At 73.8% G+C, this 19,702-nt stretch carries 16 protein-coding genes; 10 read left to right on the forward strand and 6 right to left on the reverse strand.

Annotation, left to right across the window (positions count from 1 at the left end):
* Position 1: 1 nt before the first annotated feature.
* The 3 genes from sdhC to ACH4SE_RS20760 all read right to left on the reverse strand — a co-directional run bounded on the left by sdhC (position 2) and on the right by ACH4SE_RS20760 (position 1,893).
* Positions 2–382, reverse strand: coding sequence for a succinate dehydrogenase, cytochrome b556 subunit (gene sdhC / locus ACH4SE_RS20750; RefSeq protein WP_398184952.1), 381 nt, complete (start codon positions 380–382; stop codon positions 2–4).
* Between the two features lie 50 nt (positions 383–432).
* Positions 433–1,050 carry a 2-oxo-4-hydroxy-4-carboxy-5-ureidoimidazoline decarboxylase gene (locus ACH4SE_RS20755; protein WP_398544859.1) on the reverse strand — a complete coding sequence of 206 codons (618 nt, stop codon included), beginning with the start codon at positions 1,048–1,050 and terminating at the stop codon, positions 433–435.
* A 207-nt stretch (positions 1,051–1,257) separates the two neighbouring features.
* On the reverse strand, positions 1,258–1,893 hold the full coding sequence (locus ACH4SE_RS20760; protein ID WP_398544860.1) for a DUF4253 domain-containing protein: 636 nt from the start codon (positions 1,891–1,893) through the stop codon (positions 1,258–1,260).
* 333 nt (positions 1,894–2,226) lie between these two features.
* On the opposite strand from ACH4SE_RS20760, the gene ACH4SE_RS20765 reads away from it, so the two are divergent.
* On the forward strand, positions 2,227–2,946 hold the full coding sequence (locus ACH4SE_RS20765; RefSeq protein ID WP_398544861.1) for a sigma-70 family RNA polymerase sigma factor: 720 nt from the start codon (positions 2,227–2,229) through the stop codon (positions 2,944–2,946).
* Positions 2,947–2,955: 9 nt separating this feature from the next.
* Positions 2,956–4,014, forward strand: coding sequence for a hypothetical protein (locus ACH4SE_RS20770; RefSeq protein WP_398544862.1), 1,059 nt, complete (start codon positions 2,956–2,958; stop codon positions 4,012–4,014).
* Positions 4,015–4,164: 150 nt separating this feature from the next.
* Here ACH4SE_RS20770 and ACH4SE_RS20775 read toward each other — a convergent pair whose 3' ends face one another.
* Positions 4,165–5,091 carry a L,D-transpeptidase family protein gene (locus ACH4SE_RS20775; RefSeq protein ID WP_398544863.1) on the reverse strand — a complete coding sequence of 309 codons (927 nt, stop codon included), beginning with the start codon at positions 5,089–5,091 and terminating at the stop codon, positions 4,165–4,167.
* A 252-nt stretch (positions 5,092–5,343) separates the two neighbouring features.
* Between ACH4SE_RS20775 and ACH4SE_RS20780 the strand changes: the two genes are divergently transcribed.
* Positions 5,344–6,924, forward strand: coding sequence for a methylmalonyl-CoA mutase (locus ACH4SE_RS20780; RefSeq protein WP_398544864.1), 1,581 nt, complete (start codon positions 5,344–5,346; stop codon positions 6,922–6,924).
* Between the two features lie 84 nt (positions 6,925–7,008).
* Here the strand turns inward: ACH4SE_RS20780 and ACH4SE_RS20785 are convergent, their stop codons facing one another.
* Together ACH4SE_RS20785 and ACH4SE_RS20790 are read right to left on the reverse strand one after the other, a co-directional pair.
* Positions 7,009–8,367: a polysialyltransferase family glycosyltransferase gene (locus ACH4SE_RS20785; RefSeq protein ID WP_398544865.1), complete on the reverse strand. Its 1,359-nt coding sequence runs from the start codon at positions 8,365–8,367 to the stop codon at positions 7,009–7,011.
* Positions 8,367–9,359 carry a glycosyltransferase family 2 protein gene (locus ACH4SE_RS20790; RefSeq protein ID WP_398544866.1) on the reverse strand — a complete coding sequence of 331 codons (993 nt, stop codon included), beginning with the start codon at positions 9,357–9,359 and terminating at the stop codon, positions 8,367–8,369. The genes ACH4SE_RS20785 and ACH4SE_RS20790 overlap by 1 nt, the downstream gene beginning before the upstream one ends.
* A gap of 222 nt (positions 9,360–9,581) precedes the next feature.
* Here ACH4SE_RS20790 and ACH4SE_RS20795 point away from each other — a divergent pair, with 222 nt between their 5' ends.
* The 7 genes from ACH4SE_RS20795 to ACH4SE_RS20825 all read left to right on the forward strand — a co-directional run bounded on the left by ACH4SE_RS20795 (position 9,582) and on the right by ACH4SE_RS20825 (position 19,646).
* Positions 9,582–10,844 (forward strand): DUF6716 putative glycosyltransferase, encoded by a 1,263-nt coding sequence (locus tag ACH4SE_RS20795; RefSeq protein WP_398544935.1) that lies wholly within the window; start codon positions 9,582–9,584, stop codon positions 10,842–10,844.
* 61 nt (positions 10,845–10,905) lie between these two features.
* Positions 10,906–12,153: a cytidylyltransferase domain-containing protein gene (locus ACH4SE_RS20800; protein WP_398544867.1), complete on the forward strand. Its 1,248-nt coding sequence runs from the start codon at positions 10,906–10,908 to the stop codon at positions 12,151–12,153.
* 51 nt (positions 12,154–12,204) lie between these two features.
* Positions 12,205–13,167, forward strand: coding sequence for an N-acetylneuraminate synthase family protein (locus ACH4SE_RS20805; RefSeq protein WP_398544868.1), 963 nt, complete (start codon positions 12,205–12,207; stop codon positions 13,165–13,167).
* Positions 13,168–13,252: 85 nt separating this feature from the next.
* A complete protein-coding gene (locus tag ACH4SE_RS20810; protein WP_398544869.1) occupies positions 13,253–14,560 on the forward strand; it encodes a hypothetical protein in 1,308 nt (435 codons plus the stop codon).
* A gap of 965 nt (positions 14,561–15,525) precedes the next feature.
* Positions 15,526–17,094 carry a glycosyltransferase gene (locus ACH4SE_RS20815; RefSeq protein WP_398544870.1) on the forward strand — a complete coding sequence of 523 codons (1,569 nt, stop codon included), beginning with the start codon at positions 15,526–15,528 and terminating at the stop codon, positions 17,092–17,094.
* Positions 17,095–17,269: 175 nt separating this feature from the next.
* Positions 17,270–18,409, forward strand: coding sequence for a M20 family metallopeptidase (locus ACH4SE_RS20820; protein WP_398544936.1), 1,140 nt, complete (start codon positions 17,270–17,272; stop codon positions 18,407–18,409).
* A 154-nt stretch (positions 18,410–18,563) separates the two neighbouring features.
* On the forward strand, positions 18,564–19,646 hold the full coding sequence (locus ACH4SE_RS20825; protein ID WP_398544871.1) for a BMP family protein: 1,083 nt from the start codon (positions 18,564–18,566) through the stop codon (positions 19,644–19,646).
* Positions 19,647–19,702 lie beyond the last annotated feature (56 nt).

Consider the following 19,702-nt stretch of genomic DNA (forward strand, 5'->3'; position numbering starts at 1 on the left):
CTCAGTTCCCCCACAGGACTCGTGCGGCGTGACCGAGGACGGGGTAGATCGCGCCGAGCATCAGCAGGATCCACACGCCGACCACCGTCCACAGCATCTGCTTCTGGTACCGCGGGCCCTGGGTCCAGTAGTCGACCGCGATGATCCGCAGACCGTTCAGCGCGTGGAAGAGGATCGCGGCCACCAGGCCGTACTCCAGCAGGCTGACGATCGGGGTCTTGTAGGTCGAGACGACCTTGTCGTAGTCCTCGGGCGATACGCGGACGAGCGCGGTGTCGAGGACGTGGACGAACAGGAAGAAGAAAATGAGGACACCGGTGACTCGGTGAGCCACCCAGGACCACATTCCTTCCCGGCCGCGGTACAGCGTTCCTGCCGGCACGGAAAAAACCCTCCAGGAGCGGGGCGAGGGGGTGCCGGCCAGTGTGTCGGTCACGCCCGGCCGGGTACGGTCCACCGGCCCCGGCCATCGTAGCGACGTGATCCGGCCTCGGTACGGCGGGGTGGGCCAGGTGTGAGCGATCCCGCACGGTCGGGTGAACGCGCGGGTTCGAACGCGCGCAGCAGCCGCGCCCGGCAGAGACCGCGCAGCTGCTCCGCGGTGACCACGGACTCCTCGTCCGCGTCGTGCCCGAGACGGACCCGCAGGCTCGCGAGTGTCTGGTCGAGCGCGGCGGCCGGGTCGGCGGCGGCGCTCTCGTCGAGGGCGAGGATGAAGGCGTGGCCGAATTTCGCCTCGTAGTGGGCGTGCGCGGCGCGCAGCGCGGTGTGCACGCTCAGGCCCCCGCGGTCGGCGAGCGGGGCGGGCCGCTCGGCGGCCAGGGCCTCGGCGAGATCGCCCGGGGTCAGGTCGTACGCCGCTTCCTCCGCGGCCGCCAGCAGGGCTTCGACGGTCGGGTACGGGCGGTGGGCGGCGAGCCGGCGCGCCCACCGGTGGCTGCCGCAGCACGCCAGCAGGGCGGCCTCCGCGGCGGCGACCGGAGCCCCGTTGAAACGGGACAGCGGCGTCGGCGTCGGCGCCGCGGTGTGCGCGGCGTGCGGGGCGGGCACGGCGTGCGTGACGGCCTGGGAGACGGGGTCGCTGGACGGCAGCGGGGCTCCAGAAGAGTGAACGGGACGGGCCCTACGGCAGGAGACCACTTTAGGCAGGGCCTCTTCGAACACGGCAGGCAGCTATCCGAACTTCACCCGTACGGGCCCCTCCTGTCATCTGTGGTTGACGCGTACGCCGCACGGGGGGCCCGGGGGCGCCCCGCGTCAGTCCCACCAGAACGACCACAGCCGCTCGCCCCGCAGCGCCTCCGCGTACTCGGCGAAGGGGAAGGCGCCGTCGTTGAGATTGGTCGCCCCCGTCAGGACGTGCTCCAGCGCGACGTGCGCGGCGTGCCGGGACGCGAGCGGCGGCGAGGCCACCGACACGAAGAGCGAGGCGCCCTCGAAACCGATGACGCGCGCGCCGAAGCGTTCCTCCCACGTGCGCAGCAGCGCGGACAGCTCCAGCGCGGGCGCGTCGGCCTCCCAGCCCACCGCGGCGGGGATGTCGGCGCTGCGCTCCACCCGGACGAGCGCGACGTACGCCACGAAGCGTGTCGTGAAGTAGTGCAGCATCTGCCCGACCGCGACCCGCGCCACCGCGTCCGGCGACGGCCCCGGGTGGGGCCCGGACGCCGCCGCGAGCCCCGGCCACGCCCCGAACGGCACCCGCAGCCCGGTGCCCGGCTCCGCGCTCGCCCGCGGTCCGGCCGGCGGCCTGCCGCGCGCGGGCCCCGGCACGGGACGCGCCGCCCGGCTCAGCTCGTAGGAGTGCCAGGAGTCGCGCAGCGACTCGGCGACGTCGACGGTGCCGACCTCCTCCGGCCCGTGGCCGTTGCCGTGCCCGCACGGCCACGCCATGAGCACCGGGTACCAGCCTGTACGGCGGTGCTGGCGGTGGCATGATGCCCATAAGCGGGCGGGTGCGACGACGGGTTCGTGACTCATCCACAGCCCGGGAGTGGACCCGGCCACCAGCCGCCCCGGGGGGAGGCCGTCGGGGAGGCGGTCCACATGCATGGCGGCGGGCTCCTCAGTGGCGCGCGCCCGGTGCGCACCGCACACCCGGGCGGGTGGTACGAGTGACGGCGGCCGGGGGCCGCCTCCCCCCACAGGAGCGTCCCCGGCCGCCGACTTGTACGGCGTATCCCAGACCAAAAGTGTCACAGGCCCTTATGAGGCAGGATTGGCCGTGTGTTCGAGGGGGTGGGGCCGGACGTGGAACTGCCGGAGTCTCTGGAAGCCGCGGTCAGTGCGGCGCAGCAGGGCGACGAAGGGGCGTTCCGTACCGTCTACCGCGCTGTGCAGCCGCAGTTGCTCAACTACGTGCGCAGCCTGGTCGGTCCGGGCGACGCCGAGGACGTCGCGTCCGAGGCGTGGCTCCAGATAGCCCGCGACCTGCCCAACTACCGGGGCGGCAGCGGATCGATCCGCGGCTGGGCGGCGCGGATCGCGCGCAACCGCGCGCTGGACCACATCCGCGCGCGCAGCCGCCGGCCGGTCGCGGGCGGCGGTGTGGACGACCTGGTGCAGATGCCGGACGGGTCGGACACGGCCGGCGAGGCGCTGGACGCGGTCGCGACCGACCGGGCGCTCGCGGCCATAGCGGCGCTGCCGCGCGAGCAGGCGGAAGCCGTGCTGCTGCGGGTGGTGATGGGACTCGATTCAACCAGTGCGGCAAGAGTGCTCGGGAAACGCGCCGGATCGGTGAGAATGGCGACTCACCGCGGGCTGCGGCGGCTCGCCGAGATCCTGGAGTACACCGACGGGAAGGGCGGAGAGGGCTACCGGGACGGCGAGGGGGGCGAGGACGACGGGAGCGACGGCGAGGACGGCCGGCGCGGCGCCCCCGGGCGGCGGCCGGCGGACCGGCAGGACGCGGATGTGACGTTTTCCGCGTCCAAGGCGCTGTGAGGGAGTGGGATGAGCGACAACGCGCGACGACGTGACACCGCATCCACGGACCTGCCCCACCCGGCCCGTCACCCTTACCGGGCCCGGTACGAGCACCGCGCGGCGCTCTATCCCGTCCCGCGCCCCGAACGACGCCCGCCGGCCGCCCGCGGACAGACCTGGCCCGACGCCCGCACCGCCGAGAGACTGCTCGACGGCGGCACCGCGACCGCGCCGCCCACCGTCCCCGCCGACCGCCTGGTGCGGCTGCTGAGCGCCGCGCGCGAGGTCGGCCCCGCGCTGGACCCGGCCCGGGAGGCCGCCGCGCTCGCCGCCTTCCGCAGCGCCGTCGCCGGGCGGGCCGCCACCGAGGCCCCGCGCGCCGGGCGGCTGGCCGCGCTGCGGGCCGCGTTCGCGGTGCGGCGGCCCCGCGTGATGGCGGCCGCGGTCGTCTCGGCGCTCGCGCTCGGCGGGGTCGTCGTCGGCATGGCCGCCGCGGCCCGCTCGCTCACCCCCGGCGGCGCGGGCACCAGCCCGCTGGAGACCCGTCCGCCCGCGGCCGTGTCGCCCGACGGCGGCAGGCAGGGCTCCTGGCCCGCGGCTCCGGCCACCCGCTCCCCGGCCCCGCGTGCGACCGGCACCCCGCAGCGCGGCCACCCCGGCGCCGACCGCACCGTCCGCCGCTGCCGCGGCGCCGCCGACCAGTGCCGCACCGGCTCCCGCACGGGCCGGGACACGCGTTCGCGCGGCAGCGGCCAGGGCGGCAGCGGCAGCGGCAACGGCGGCAGCAGCAACGGCGGCAACGGCGGCGACCAAGGGCAGGACCAGGGCGGCAGGGACGGTGCGGCGGGCGGGGACGGCTGGAACTCCTGGGGCGAGCGCACCGGTTCACCCGGTTTGTACAGTACGTACGGTTTGTACGGCGCTCCGGACTACGGCCCGGACACCGCGGCGGGCTACGCCGCCGGGGAGCCGTACGCCGTCGAGCGTCCCGACCAGGGGGACCGCGCCGGACGCCCGCCCGGCAGCGCGGGCTCCCGCACCACCCGTCCCGGGCACCGCTCCCCGTCCCGCCCGCCGGGCAGGTGACACTTCTGACGGCCCGTGCGCTGTAGGGAGTAAGGCCGACTGGTCATCGGCCCCGATGACCCCGGTTCTCCCCGTACCGGGGTCTGACACGGAGCGCGGCTGGGCGCATTCCCCCTGCCCGGCCGCGCTCCTCAGCGCCCGCGCCCCGCGTCACCAGTAGACGACGACCTTGTCGCCGATTTCGACCTCGTCGAAGAGCTTGGCGATCGCGGCCTTGTCCCGGACGTTCACGCAGCCGTGGGAGGCACCCGCGTAGCCGCGCGCCGCGAAGTCCGAGGAGTAGTGCACGGCCTGGCCGCCGCTGAAGAACATCGCGTACGGCATCGACGTGTGGTAGATCGTCGAGACGTGGTCGCGGCTCTTGGAGTTCACGTGGAAGAGGCCCTCGCGGGTCGGCGTGTACTGCGACCCGAAGCGCACGTCCATGGTGGCCTGCACCTTGCCGTCGACGACCCACGACAGCGTGCGCGTGGTCTTGCTGACGCACAGCGCGCGGCCGGTCATGCAGCGGGCGTCCAGCTTCTGCGCGGGCTTGGCGGGGGCCGGCGGGTACAGCTCCTTGTGCGTCGGGGTGTGCGTCAGCGAGGTGAGCTTCGACCACGTCGCCGTGGTGACGCTGCTGCCGCTGCCGGACAGGCCGTGCCGCTCCTGGAAGTCGCTGACCGCGTGCTCGGTCACGGTGCCGTAGTAGCCCGTGGGGTTGCGGGAGAAGAAGTGCAGCTGGCCCAGCCGGGCCTGGAGCTCGCGGACCTTCGCGCTGGTCTGGCCCGACGCCATCAGGGCGGCCGGCGTCGCGGGGGCCTTCGTGGCGGGCGTGTCGGACGGCTTCGGGGCGGTGGTCGTGGGTGCGGCCGTGGTGGCCGGTGTCGCGGGCTCGGTGGTGGCGGGCGCCGCCGTGGTGGTCGCCGGGTCCGCCTGCGACGTTGTGGCCGTCGCCGAGGGCTTCCCGTCCGCGTCGCTGCCGTCCGGGCCGCACGCGCCGAGCAGCAGGGCGGCGATTGCCGCCCCGGCCGCCGCCACCGGCACCGTCACACGCCGTCTTCTGCCGCCTCTGCCTCTGTCTGTACCTGTCGACATCGCTGCTTATCCCCTTGATCAGCCGTTGTGCCCGCATAGACACGTTTCCCGGGCGCACGGTTCCACCGCCGCGGGCCGCGGACTCCGTACTGTGAGGAAGGTCCCAGCTCGCGGCGCTGCGCCCTGTGCGGAGCCGCCACTACAGTCCGTGTCGGTAACTTCGCCGGTTCGCCCCGGCCCCTGAACCCCCACCCCACCCCCGTCCGTCCACCCCCTGGTTATCCGGCCACTGAGCAAGCGGAGGCGTGCAGCATGACGCGCGAGTCGGAGAGCGGCCTGCCGATCGAACCCGTCTACGGCCCGGAGGCGCTGGCCGGCTGGGACCCGGCCGAGCGGCTGGGCGAGCCGGGCGGCTACCCGTACACCCGCGGGGTCTACCCCTCGATGTACACCGGGCGCCCCTGGACGATGCGGCAGTACGCCGGCTTCGGCACCGCGTCGGAGTCCAACGCGCGCTACAAGCAGCTCATCGCCAACGGCACCATGGGCCTGTCCGTGGCCTTCGACCTCCCCACCCAGATGGGCCACGACTCCGACGCGCCGCTCGCGCACGGCGAGGTCGGCAAGGTCGGCGTCGCGATCGACTCCCTCGACGACATGCGGGTGCTCTTCGACGGCATCCCGCTGGACAAGGTGTCCACGTCGATGACCATCAACGCCCCCGCCGCGCTCCTGCTGCTGCTCTACCAGCTCGTCGGCGAGGAGCAGGGGGTCCCGGCCGACAAGCTGACCGGCACCATCCAGAACGACGTGCTCAAGGAGTACATCGCGCGCGGGACGTACATCTTCCCGCCCAAGCCGTCGCTGCGGCTCATCGCCGACATCTTCGCGTACTGCAAGGCCGAGATCCCGAAGTGGAACACCATCTCGATCTCCGGCTACCACATGGCCGAGGCCGGCGCCTCGCCCGCGCAGGAGATCGCCTTCACGCTCGCCGACGGCATCGAGTACGTGCGCACCGCCATCGCCGCCGGGATGGACGTCGACGACTTCGCGCCGCGGCTGTCCTTCTTCTTCGTCTCGCGCACCACGATCCTGGAGGAGGTCGCGAAATTCCGCGCCGCCCGGCGGATCTGGGCCCGTGTGATGCGCGAGGAGTTCGGGGCGAAGAACCCCAAGTCGCTGATGCTGCGCTTCCACACGCAGACCGCGGGTGTCCAGCTCACCGCGCAGCAGCCCGAGGTCAATCTCGTACGGGTCGCCGTCCAGGGCCTCGCCGCGGTGCTCGGCGGCACGCAGTCGCTGCACACCAACTCCTTCGACGAGGCCATCGCGCTGCCCACCGACAAGTCCGCGCGCCTGGCGCTGCGCACGCAGCAGGTGCTCGCGTACGAGACGGACGTCACCGCGACCGTCGACCCCTTCGCCGGGTCCTACGTCGTCGAGAAGCTCACCGACGACGTCGAGGCCGCTGCCCTCGACCTCATGGCCCGCGTCGAGGACCTCGGCGGCGCGGTCGCCGCGATCGAGCACGGCTTCCAGAAGTCCGAGATCGAGCGCAACGCCTACCGCATCGCCCTGGAGACGGACGCGGGCGAACGCGTCGTCGTCGGCGTCAACCGCTTCAAGCTGGACGAGGAGGAGCCGTACGAGCCGCTGCGCGTCGACCCGGCGATCGAGGCGCAGCAGGCCGCGCGGCTCGCCGCACTGCGCGCGGAGCGCGACCAGGGGGCCGTCGACGCGGCGCTGGCCGCGCTCCGGAAGGCGGCGGGCGGGACGGAGAACGTCCTCTATCCCATGCGGGACGCGCTGCGCGCCCGAGCGACGGTGGGCGAGGTGTGCGACGCGCTCCGCGCGGTGTGGGGGACGTACGTGCCGTCCGACGCGTTCTGAGCCCGCCGCCGCGCGGGGCGGTGGGCGTTTTCGGGGGCGTGGCGAGCCGCGCCCCCGGAGTACCCGGCGGGGCGGGCGCGGCCGTCAGGAACGCGCCTTCCCGCGCAGGGCGCGGGCCCGGCGGGCGACGCGGCGGACGACGCGGTTGCGGGGCACGAACGAGAGCTTGGCCGGGACGCCCCCCGGCAGGCCCAGCGAGGTCAGGCGGCGGCGTTTGAAGTAGGGCCACGTCCGCTTCGTGAGGTGCGCGGCGAGCCAGGCGGTGGCCTCCTCCCGCAGGTGCGGGTACGCGGCGGCCTGCATGCAGAAGCCGACCGTGCGCAGCAGCGGGGTGAGGCCGGCGGCGACGTCCTCCGGGGTGGGCGGGGTCCAGGACCGGACCGCCGCCGGGTCGGCGAGGTCCGGCAGGAGCGCGTGGACGATCGTGACGGGCACGCGGTTGCTGTTCTGGTACGGCGAGAGCCGTTCGAGCAGCAGTTCCGTGCCGGTGCGTGCGACGGGGATGCCGTAGAGCGCGGACGCGGTGAGCAGCGCGGTGGAGAAGCAGCCGGCGACGAGCGCGGGGCGGGCCCGCTGGTAGACGACCTCGGCGAGGACGGGCGTGTTGAGCACCGTCAGCCGGCAGCCGAGGCGTTCGGCCTCGGCGGCCAGCGGCCCGGTCCAGTGCGCGGGCGCGGTGGGGTGCGGCTTGAAGACGATGTCCCGGTGGCCGAGCGCGGCGGCGCCGCGCACCATCGCCAGGTGCAGCTCCTCCTCCTCGGCGGCGCTGAGGATGCCGAGGGCGGACAGGTACTGGCCGAGCAGCAGCGCGGCGTCCTGCGGGAGGTCCGCGAGGCGGTCGGCGCCGGCGCAGGCCCCGGCGACCTCCTGGAGGACCTTGGTGAATTCCGCGCTCGGCACGATCTGCGGCTCGACGCCGAACTCGTTGAGCAGCAGCGGCCGCAGGCCGGGCACGAGGTCGAGGTGCAGCAGCCGGTCGATACGGGTGTCGACGAGCAGGCCGAGCTTGTTGCGCGTCGGGCCGTACGACATGAGGCCGTCGGCGTAGACGGTGATGGGCGCACCGGTGAAGACCTGCGCCAGGGCGAGTGACGGCGGCACCTGGATGGACTCGACGACCAGCTCGACGTCGTCGTCGCCGAGGTCCCACAGCATGCGCACGTGCCGCTCCCACATCGGGACCTCGTTGACGCGCGGGCTCCAGCCGCCCGGGTGCAGCGGGCTGATGAGGGCGTTCCAGGAGACCAGCCGGTCGAAGCGGGAGCGCAGCGCTTCGAAGCCGGGCGCCTCGTCGAGGCCGGGGTGGGTCTCGGGCACGGAGGCGTTGTTGCTGACCACGAGGATGCGGCGGTCGGCGGGCGGGAGGACGCCGGAGTCGAGGGCGGCGGCGAGCGTCGCGGCCCCGTAGAGGGTGGACGCCATGAGCAGCTGGGTGGTGGCCATCACGCCGCCGCCGTTCCGTTGCCGGTGCCGGACCCGCCGCCGGAACGCCAGCGCAGCCGGCGGATCTTCGTGCTGCGTTCGATGTCCATGGCGTCCAGCACGGAGTTCAGGGTGTCGGCCGGGAGGCGGCCGAGAGCGGCGGCGCTGACCGACTTGAGGCGGCGGGCAACGGCCGGCTCGAAGCGGTCCATCTGGTCCAGGTGGAATATGACGAGGGCACAGAACTGCCGGATTGCTTTCGGCAGGAAGCGCTCGCCTTCCGGGTCCTTCGCGAGCATGTCGAAGACGAGTTCGCAGGAGCGTACGAAATCGAGTTGGCGTTCGTCGCCGATACGCGTGAGGGAAGTGCTCACGTCACGGCGGTAATGCATCCCGAGCAGGCTCGCGACGCCCACGGACCCGGCGTTCAGGTGCATCCGCCACGCCCACAGGCGGTCCTCGGCGGTGCGCAGTTCCTCGGGCATGCGCAGCAGCCCGCGGTCCACGGTGCGCCGGTGGTAGGCGCCGAAGGGCAGGTTGGGGTAGTCGACGAGCGAGGGCCGCTCGGCCGGCAGGATGCAGTCGCGCGGCGCGAGCACCGCGCCGCGGCGGCCGTGCGGGGCCCGCACGATCTCCCGGTTGGCGCCCGTGCACTTGACGTGGTCGGTGCGCAGGAAGTCGACGTCCAGCTCCTCCATCGCGCGCACCAGCTGGTCCAGGTAGCCCGGGGCCATCCAGTCGTCGCCGTCCATGAAGGTCAGGTACGTGCCGCGGGACGCGTCGATCCCGGCGTTGCGCAGGGCGGACACCCCGCCGTGGTCGCGCCGGACGACACGCGCGCCGGGCAGGGTCCGCACTCCTTCTTCGAGCAGCTGCGGTGTCCGGTCCGAGGACCCGTCGTCCATCAGCAGGAACTCGTATTCCGGACGGTTGTTCGCGCGCAGGCACCGCAGGGCGTCGGGCACGAATTGCTGCACGTTGTAGAACGTCACGATGACGGAGAGCTTGACCACCCGAGGAATCCTATGGTTCTGCCGCGCGGGAAACTTGGCGCCCGGAGGACGTTTGGGTAAACGGAGAATGTCCAGGCGGTGATGCCGCTGTTCGGAACCCCCGCGTGCAAAGTAGCGGCATTCTGTTTACCTCCCGTTGTCTTTCGATTCGTCAATTCCACCCGCCCGCTTCCTACTGTCGGCGCCGTGCCCACACGTACGTCAGGCCCGCTGCGGGTCACGGTGATCGCCGACTCGGACACCCGGTGGAAATGGGGCGCGCTCGTCGCGCGCCGCATCGACCCCGGGGCCCGGCTCGACGCGCGGCTGCTGCGCGGCCGCGCCACCCCGACGCCCCGGCAGCTGGCCGAACTCGGCATCCCCGCCGACACGACGGTCGAGCGCACCGCCGCCGAGATCCTCGCCGAGACCGGCGCGGACACCTGCGACGTCGTCGTCGTCTCCTGCGTCGGGGGCACCTGCCAGGCACTGCTGCACGGCTTCAACCACGCCTGGGCGGGCCGCACCCGCCGCCCCGTCGTCGTGACCGGGTACGTCGGCGTCGTCTACGAGAAGCTCGCGGACGGCCTGCTGCTGCGGGCCGGCGCCGACGTCGTCCTGGCCAACAGCGCCGACGACGCCCGCCGCTTCCGCGACGTGTACGAGGGCGTCGGCCACCCCACCGGCAGCATCGTCGAGACCGCGCTGCCCTTCCTCGGCGGCGACCCCTACCGGCCGGACCCGGCGCGGCCCTTCACCGTCACCTTCGCCGTGCAGCCCTCGGTGCCCGACACCCGCAGGGACCGTCTGCACCTGCTGCGCCGGGCCGTCGCACACGCCCGGCTGCACCCGGGCCGCGAGGTGCTCGTCAAGCTGCGCAGCAAGCCCGGCGAGCACACCACCCACATCGAGGAGCAGCCCTACCAGAAGCTGGTGGCGGACCTGCGGCCGCCGGACAACCTGCGCCTGGTCTACGGCAACATGGCCGACGTCCTCGACCGCACCGACCTGCTGGTGACGGTCAGTTCGACCGCCGCGCTCGAATCCCTGCACCGCGGCATACCCACGGCGGTGCTCACCGACCTGGGCATCCGCGAGTCGCTCGGCAACCACCACTTCCTCGGCTCCGGCTGCTACGCCTCGTGGGACGAGCTCGACGACGGGCACCTGCCGCGGGCCCGCGCGGAATGGACCGCCACGCACGGCGTCGACGGCGCCGCCCCCTACGCCGCGCTGCGCGCCCGCGTCGCCGCCCTCCTGGAGGAGGGGCCGCTGCCCCCCCTGGAGCCCTACTACACCCTGCGCACCGCGCCGGGTTACCTCCCCGGTGTCCTCGCCCGGCACGGCCTGGACCCCTCCGGCGAGCCCGTCGCGGGCTTCGCCCCGCGCGAGGCCGGGCCCGTCCGCGCCGCGGTACGCGACTTCGTCCGCAACTCCGCGCGGACCGCCTACCGGCAGGGCGTCCAGCGGGTCGCCCCCGCCATCCGCCGCTGGGGGCAGCTGTGACGCCCGCCCGCCGTGGGGTCCGCGCCCGGCAGCCGCACACCCTCACGACAGGAGTCACCCCATGAGCAGCAGCGAGCGCCCGCCGGCGCAGGCGCAGGACGGACACGGCGGCGGCAGCGTGCTGGCCGTCATCCCCGCGCGCGGGGGGTCGAAGGGGGTGCCGGGGAAGAACCTGGCCCCGGTCGGGGGCGTCCCCCTCGTCGCGCGGGCGGTGGAGGCCTGCCGCCGGGCGCGCCGGGTGACCGGCGTGGTCGTGTCGACCGACGACCCCTCGATCGCCCAGGCCGCCCGCACGGCCGGCGCCGACGTCGTGCTGCGGCCGGCCGCGATCGCCGGGGACACCGCGACGAGCGAGGCCGCGGTGCTGCACGCGATGGACGCGTACGAGGCGATGACCGGCGCGGAGCCGGGCAGCACCGTGGTGGTGCTGCTCGTGCAGTGCACCAGCCCGTTCGTCACCGCCGAGGAGATCGACGGCGTGGTCGCCGCGGTCACCGAGGGCGGCGCCGACACCGCGCACACCGTCGCGCCCTTCCACGGCTTCATATGGCGCGAGGGCGCCGCGGAGCCGGGCGCCGGGGCCTGCGCGTACGGCGTCAACCACGACAAGGCCACCCGGCCCCGCCGCCAGGACCGCCCGCAGGACCTGCTGGAGACGGGCACGGCGTACGCGATGCGCGCGGCCGGATTCCGGGCCGCGGGCCACCGCTTCTTCGGGCGGACCGCGCTCGTGCGCACCGACCCGGCGAAGGTGCTGGAGATCGACGAGCCCGCCGACCTCGCGCGCGCCCGCGCCCTGGCCCCGCTGCTCGACCCGACGGCGGCCACCCCGACCCGCGACGACGTCGACGCGGTCGTCCTGGACTTCGACGGCACCCAGACCGACGACCGGGTGCTGATCGACGCGGACGGGCGGGAGGCCGTCACCGTGCACCGCGGCGACGGGCTCGGGATCGCGGCCCTGCGCCGCGCGGGACTCCCCGTGCTCATCCTGTCCACCGAGACCAACCCGGTCGTCGCCGCCCGGGCCCGCAAGCTCGACGTCCCCGTCCTGCACGGCATCGACCGCAAGGACCTCGCGCTCAAGCAGTGGTGCGAGGAGAACGGCATCGCGCCCGAGCGGGTGCTCTACGCCGGCAACGACGTCAACGACCTGCCGTGCTTCGGCCTCGTCGGCTGGCCCGTGGCCGTCGCCGGGGCCCATGACGTCGTACGGGCCGCCGCCCGTGCGATCACCACGGCCGAGGGCGGCCGCGGCGCGATCCGCGAGATCGCCGCCTGGCTCCTCGGCCCCGCTCTGGCCCGCTGACCCGGCCGCCACACCCCTGAACCCCTCCCGAAACCCCCTAAGGAACCACCCGTGAACTCTCCTCTCGCTTCCCTCCCGGCCAACCTCCGCAAGGTCGGCTCGCGCCACATCGGCAACGGCCAGCCCGTGTACATCACCGGCGAGATCGGCATCAACCACAACGGCGACCTGGAGAACGCGTTCGCGCTGATCGACGCGGCCGTCGCCGCGGGCTGCGACGCCGTCAAGTTCCAGAAGCGCACGCCGGAGATCTGCACCCCGCGCGACCAGTGGGACATCGAGCGCGACACCCCCTGGGGCCGGATGACGTACATCGACTACCGCCACCGCGTCGAGTTCGACGAGGCCGGCTACCGGGCGATCGACGAGTACTGCCGCAAGCGCGGCATCGACTGGTTCGCGTCCCCGTGGGACGTCGAATCCGTCGCCTTCCTGGAGCAGTACGACGTGCCCGCGCACAAGGTCGCCTCCGCGTGCCTGACCGACGACGACCTGCTGCGCGCCCTGCGCGCCACCGGCCGGACCGTCATCCTCTCCACCGGCATGTCGACGCCGAAGCAGATCCGGCACGCGGTGGAGGTGCTCGGCAGCGACAACATCGTGCTCTGCCACGCCACCTCGACCTACCCGGCCAAGCACGAAGAGCTGAACCTGCGGATGATCAACACCCTGCAGAACGAGTACCCGAACGTGCCCGTCGGCTACAGCGGCCACGAGGTCGGCCTCCAGACCACGCTGGCCGCCGTCGCGCTCGGCGCCGTCTTCGTCGAGCGGCACATCACCCTCGACCGTGCCATGTGGGGCTCCGACCAGGCCGCTTCGGTCGAGTCCCAGGGCCTGGAGCGGCTCGTCCGCGACATCCGCATCATCGAGACCTCGCTCGGCGACGGCGTCAAGAAGGTCTACGAGGGCGAGCTGGGCCCGATGAAGAAGCTGCGGCGCGTCGCCGGGGTCGTCGCGGAGTCGGAGTCGGCTGCCGCCGGGGCCGAGGCCGGCGCGTCCGCCGGCGTCTGACGCGAGGCCGACCCGCGCGGCGCCGCGGCCGAGCGCCCACGACAGAGCACGAGCGAGCACCGAGGATCCCGAGGACCCCGAGGACATGGACGAGTCAGCGCTGACCGCCGCTCCCGCCCCCGCCCCTGCCTCCGCCTCCCGCGACGGCGCCCGTGCGCCCCACCCGGCCCACGGGACCGTCGCGCTGGTCGAGTCACCCGTGCAGCTGCTCAACGTCCTGGAGTGGGCGCACATACAGCCGGGTATCCCGGCCGCCCGTACGCCCGCCTCTCCCGGCACCCCGGAGGACCGTGCGGCCCGCCCCCCGGACGGCGCCGCGCCCCCGCCGGGTGCGGCGGGTTCGGCGGGCGGGGGTGCTTCCCGGGCGCCGGGTGCCGCGGGTGCCGCGGGTGCGCCGGGTGCGGCGGACGGGGGTGCTTCCGCGGGTGGGGCGGGCGGTGGCGCGAACGGGCGGGGGCGCGTGCCCGTCACCGTCGTGGTGCTCTCTCCCGCTGATCCGATCAGCCGCGGGCAGCTGCGGCGGATGGCCGAGCTCGCGCGGGGCGAGGGGATCGCCGTGCGCTGGTTCGAGGCCCGCGGCAACCGCGGCGGACTCCTGCGGACCGCCCTCGCGCTCGCGCCCACGCTGCTGCGGGTACGGCGGCTCGTCATCGGCGACCCCTTCTCGCGGCTCGTGCAGGTGCTCCTGCCCCTGTGCCGCGCGAAGGAGCTGACCGTCGTCGACGACGGCACCGCCACGATGGAGTTCACCGCCATCCTCGAACGCGGCGGGCGGCTCGTCCGCTGGCACCGCAGCGGGCGGCGCCGCTCGCCCGTCGAGGCGGCCTTCGGCGTCTTCGCGTCCGCCGCCCGGCGCCGCCTCACGCCCGGCGGGCGGCGGCGCGTCGAACTCTTCAGCGCCATGCCCGCCACGCCGCCCGCCGGGATGGCCCTCACCGTCAACACCTTCTCCTGGACCCGCGGCCGCTTCGGGCCGCCCCGCGTGCTCGCCGGGACGGACCTCATCGGGACCTCGCTCGTCGAGACCGGCGTCGTCGACGCCGAGCGGTACTTCGCGGTCGTCGCGGATCTCGCGGCGCGGCACGGGGCCAAGCGCTATTTCGCGCATCGCAAGGAGGCGCAGGAGAAACTCCACCGGCTTGCGGTGGAGACCGGGCTGGAGATCGTACGGCCGGATCTCCCGCTGGAGCTCGTCGCCCGGCGGGGGCCCGCCGGGCGGGTGGTCCTGTCCTTCCCCTCCACGGTCGTGCACACGCTGCCGCTCGTGCTCGCGGGCACGGGCGTCGACCTCCGGGTCGTCGAGGTCGACCCCGCGTGGCTCACCCCCGGGGCGGGGCCCCGGGCCCATACGTTCCTCGCGGCGATCAGCTCCGCGAAGTCGCCCGCGGGGTAGGGGGACGCACGCGTCTGCGGCACGCGGCTCGCCGTTCCGCCGGTGTGGCCTGCCCCCGCCGTTCCCCGCGCCCCTGGGGGGTGCGGCTTGCGGTGGCGGTTCGCTGTTCCGCCGGTGGGGGCTGGTCGCGCGGTTCCTCGCGCCCCTGGAAGGTGCCGCTTGCGGTGGCGGTTCGCCGTTCCGCCCGGTGGGGGCTGAGCGCGCAGTTCCTCGCGCCCCTGGAAGGTGCCACTTTCGGTGGGGGTGCGCCGTTCCGCCCGGTGGTGGGTTGCTCGCGCAGTTCCTCGCGCCCCTGGGGTCATCCGGCGGGGCATCGCGCACTTTGTGCGGGGGTGGGGTCGGGTGCCACTCCGGGGGTACCTCCTCGGAATGCGCGTCTGACCTCTTCCGGTAGGTGGCGGGGAGTGGGTGCGCATTCCTGCGGGGGCACCCCCGGATCGTCCCCCTCCGGCCAGAGTGGCGGCTGCCTGCCGGTGGGGGTGAATGTGGTTCGGGGAGTGCGGTTCGCCCCCGACGGCGAATGCGCCCCACAGGTGGACCGTCAGCCGACATCCATCCCGCACGGGTGGTGGGGGTGGGAGCACCCCGCGCCGCCAGGCGCGGGAAACCCCCACGGCGGGTCAGCCGCCCGCATCGGCAAGCGGGCACCGCCCGAGCGCGGCGCCGCCAGGCGCGGGCACCCCGCGGCGGGACAACCGCGAGCCCACCCCGGACGGGCACCGCCCGAGGTGTCCCCCGCGGCGGGGCACCCGCCCACGAACCGGCAACCGGGCACCGCCCGGGCGCGGCGCCGTCGGGCGCGGGCACTCCCGGCGGCGCGGCAGGCGCCAACGCACCGCCCGAAGCTGCGCCGCCCGGCGCGGGAGGCGGCCGCGGCGGGGTAGCCGGGAGGGGGAGCGGGGGTGTTCGCCCTGGCGTAAGGGGGACGTAACCTCGTGATCAACTCCGTAGGACAAGGTGCGGGAATGGCGGGATCTTTACGCGGCGCCGAGACGCCGCACCCGGCGGCGGAGCCGCAGGCGCAGGCCCGGCGCGGTGTTCGGCTGGCGGTGGTGACCAGCGGCGGGGTGGACGGGGATTCGCGGGCGCTGCGGGTGGCGGCGGCGGCGCGCGGGGCGGGGTACGAGGTGACGCTCGTGGGGCAGGCGCCGGCGACGGTGCGGTTGCCCGGAATCGACGTGCGGCAGGTGTCGGTGCGGGGCGTGCTCGGCAATCACCGGGTGCGGCGGCCGCGGCCCGGGTTGCGGTGGCCGCTGGCGTACCGGAGTGCGGGGGCGTACGACCACCGGACGGTGCGGCTGGCCGCGGCGCGGCAGTTGCTGGCCACGCGGGCGGCGGAGCTGGTGGTGGTGCACCGGCCGCTGCCGCTGCTGGCGCTTGCGCGGTGCGGCCATGCGGTGGCGTGGGTGCGGTACGGGGTGCGCGCGGGCTGGACGCGGGTGCGGGCGGCTCAGTATGTGGCGGCGGTGCGGCGGCGGCGCAGTCCGGACGCGCGGCTGGACAACCTGATGACGGATGTGGCGCGGCTGGTGCTGGGGCGCCGGGCGTGGCGGCGGCTGGATCCGGGGCTGCTGGACGAGGAGGTGGCGTACGGGCCGGTGCTGGATCAGGTGCGGCCGCATCTGATCCATGCGCTGGGGCACCGGGCGCTGGGTGTGGCGATCCGGGCGGCGTTGCGGGCGGAGGGTTCGGGGCACCGGATCGAGGTGGTGTGGGACGCCCCGTCGCGTACGCCGGCGGCGACGCGGCGGGCGAATGTCGCGGCGGACGCGCACGAGCGGACGTTCGCGCGGGAGGCGGACGGTGTGGTGACGGTGGGCCAGGGGCTGGCCCGCGAGTTGCGGGCGCGGCACCGGCTGGCGGGGACGCCCGCGGTGGTCCGCAACGCCCCGCCGCTGGCGGAGGGTGTACCGAAGCATCCGAGGGGGGTGCGGGCGCGCTGCCGGCTGGCGGCGGAGGTGCCGTTGCTGGTGCACACGGGGCCGGTCGCGCCGGATCGCGGGCACGCGCTGGTGGTGGAGGCGCTGCCGAAGCTGTACGACCTGCACGCGGCTTTCGTCGTGCCGGATCCGGCGCACCCGGAGCTGGGTCCTCTGCTGGACCGGGCGGCGCAGCTGGGTGTGCACGGGCGGCTGCACGTCCTGCCGTACGTGCCGGTGGACGAGATCCCGGCGTTCCTGGCGTCCGCGGACATCGGGGTGCTGCCCGTGCACAAGCTTCCGCACCACCAGCCGGTGCTGGCCACGCGCTACTTCGAGTACGCGCACGCGCGGCTGCCGGTGGTCGTGAGCGACGTGCGGGCGATGGCGGCGGCCACGCTGGAGCTGGGGAACGGCGAGGTCTTCCGCTCGGGGGACACCGCCGATTTCGTGCGGGCGGTCGGCGCGGTGCTGACGAATCCGCGCCGCTACCGCAAGGCGTACGACCGCGAGGACGTGCTGCGCGAGTGGTCGTGGCAGACCGAGTCCGCGCCGCTGGTCGACCTGTGGGCGCGCCTGCTGGGACCGTCCGCGGCGGGAGGAGCCGGGGCGTAACTCAAAAGAGTGGACATACCCCTGCCATCAGCCGGGCATGCGCCGATCGGGCGACTTTTTCTCGGCCGGGAGCCCCGGATTTTGCCCGATCGGACCGGCTGCGGGGCTTGGGGGGCCTACCCTGACTGGGGTGAACGAATCACCCTCAGCGCCGTCCGGTGCGCTGTCCGAAGAAATGCGCGACGAGCTCATCGCCTTCCGCCGGGATCTGCACCGGCATCCGGAGCTGAGCCGGCAGGAGTTCGAGACCACCGCGAAGGTCCGGGCCAGGCTGGAGGCGGCGGGGCTGCGGCCGCGGGTGCTGCCCGGCGGTACGGGGCTGGTGTGCGACATCGGGCCCGACCAGCCCGGCGGGCGGCTGGCGCTGCGGGCCGATCTGGACGCGCTGCCGGTCACCGACCTCAAGAGCGTGCCCTACCGCTCGTCCGTCGAGGGGCGGGCGCACGCGTGCGGGCACGACGTGCACACCACCGTCCTGCTCGGCAGCGGGCTGGTGCTCGCGGAGCTGGAGCGGCAGGGCAGGCTGCCGCGGCCGGTGCGGCTGGTCTTCCAGTCGGCCGAGGAGGTCATGCCCGGCGGGGCGATCGACGCGGTGAAGGCCGGGGTGCTCGACGGCGTCGAGCGGATCTTCGCGCTGCACTGCGACCCGAAGGTGGAGGCCGGGAAGATCGGCCTGCGGCAGGGCCCCATCACGTCGGCCGCCGACAAGCTGCTGCTGACGCTGGACGGCCCCGGCGGGCACAGCGCCCGGCCGCACCTGACGACCGACCTGGTGATGGCCACCGCGAAGCTCGCCACCGAGCTGCCGATGGTGCTGACCCGGCGGGTGGATCCGCGCGCGGGCCTGAGCATCGTGTGGGGCCGCATCGAGGCCGGGCACGCGGCGAACGTCATCCCGCAGCACGCCGAGCTGGAGGGCACCGTGCGCTGCCTGGACCTGGCGGCGTGGCACGACGCCCCGGACCTGGTGCACGAGGTGATCGACCAGGTCGCGTCGATGTACCGGGCCAAGTGCGAGATCACCTACCAGCGCGGGGTGCCGCCGACCGTCAACGAGCCGGCCTCGACCGAGATGCTGCGGGACGCCATGACCGCGCGGTACGGTCTGCACGCGGTGGAGGACACCGAGCAGAGCCTCGGCGGGGAGGACTTCGCGTGGTATCTGGAGCAGGTCCCGGGAGCGCTCGCCCGGCTCGGGGTGCGGTCGCCCGGCGACACCGCCAGGCGCGATCTGCACCAGGGCGACTTCGACGTGGACGAGGGCGCGATCGACGTCGGTGTGAACCTCTTCACAGGGGTTGTCCTGCTGGCCTGACCCGGTGTGAAGCCCCGGCTACCGGGGCTTCACCCAGCGGAAATGCGTCGATCCGATAACGGGCCTTCATTCGGTCTTTACCTGACATCTACGCGCGTTAAGCTCCCGCGTAGCCAGCGCCGGACGGGGCGCGACACAACCGAAGGGGACCCTCTTGCGCCGGGTATCCAAGATCGCTGCCGCGGGTGTGGCCACCGCGGCCCTCGCGCTGTCCGTGGCCGCGTGCGGAAGCAGCACGACGGACGACAACAGCTCGTCGAGCAGCAGCAGCTCCAGCGGCGGCAGCAGCAGCTCCGGCGGTGCCAAGTCCAAGGGCGTCGGCATCGCGTACGACGTCGGCGGCCGTGGTGACCACTCCTTCAACGACTCGGCGGCGCGCGGCCTGGACAAGGCCGACAAGGAGCTGGGCCTGGAGTCGAAGGAGCTGACGGCCGCCAACGGCGAGACCGACTCCGACCGCGAGCAGCGCCTCGACTCGATGGCGGCCGCGGGCTACAACCCGGTCATAGCGGTCGGCTACACCTACGGCCCGGCGCTGACGAAGATCGCGAAGAAGTACCCCAACACGACCTTCGGCATCGTCGACTCGGTGGTGGACCTGCCCAACGTCGACAGCATGGTCTTCGCGACCGAGCAGTCCTCGTACCTGGCGGGCGTGGCTGCCGCGCTGAAGACGAAGAGCGGCAAGGTCGGCTTCATCGGCGGCGTGCAGAACGCGCTGATCGGCACCTTCGACGCGGGCTTCGCGCAGGGTGTCAAGGACACCAAGCCGAACGTCCAGGTCACCCGCGAGTACCTGTACAAGAACGACCCGCGCGGCTTCAACGACGCCGCGTCCGCGGCCGGCAAGGCCCAGGGCATGCTCGACAAGGGCATCGACGTCATCTACACGGCGGCCGGCCTGTCCGGCGACGGCTCGATCCAGAAGGTCGCCGGCAAGTCCGGCGCCTGGGCGATCGGCGTCGACTCCGACCAGTACCAGGACCCGGCGCTGGCCAAGTACCAGAAGTCCATCCTCACCTCGGCGATCAAGAACGTCGACGTGGCGGTCTACGACCTGATCAACTCGGTCGACAAGGACAAGAAGCCGAAGGTCGGCACCAACACGTACAACCTCGCGAACAACGGTGTGTCGCTGGCCACCTCGGGCAACTTCATCAGCGACATCCAGTCGCAGCTCGACACGGCGAAGCAGAAGATCGTCTCCGGCCAGGTGAAGGTCAGCTCGACCCCGTGACCTGCGGCCCGACCGGCGATCCGGTGAGCCGGTAAGGCCAGTGAGGCCCGGCGGGA

The organism is Streptomyces sp. NPDC020983, assembly GCF_044333485.1.
GTDB lineage: Bacteria > Actinomycetota > Actinomycetes > Streptomycetales > Streptomycetaceae > Actinacidiphila.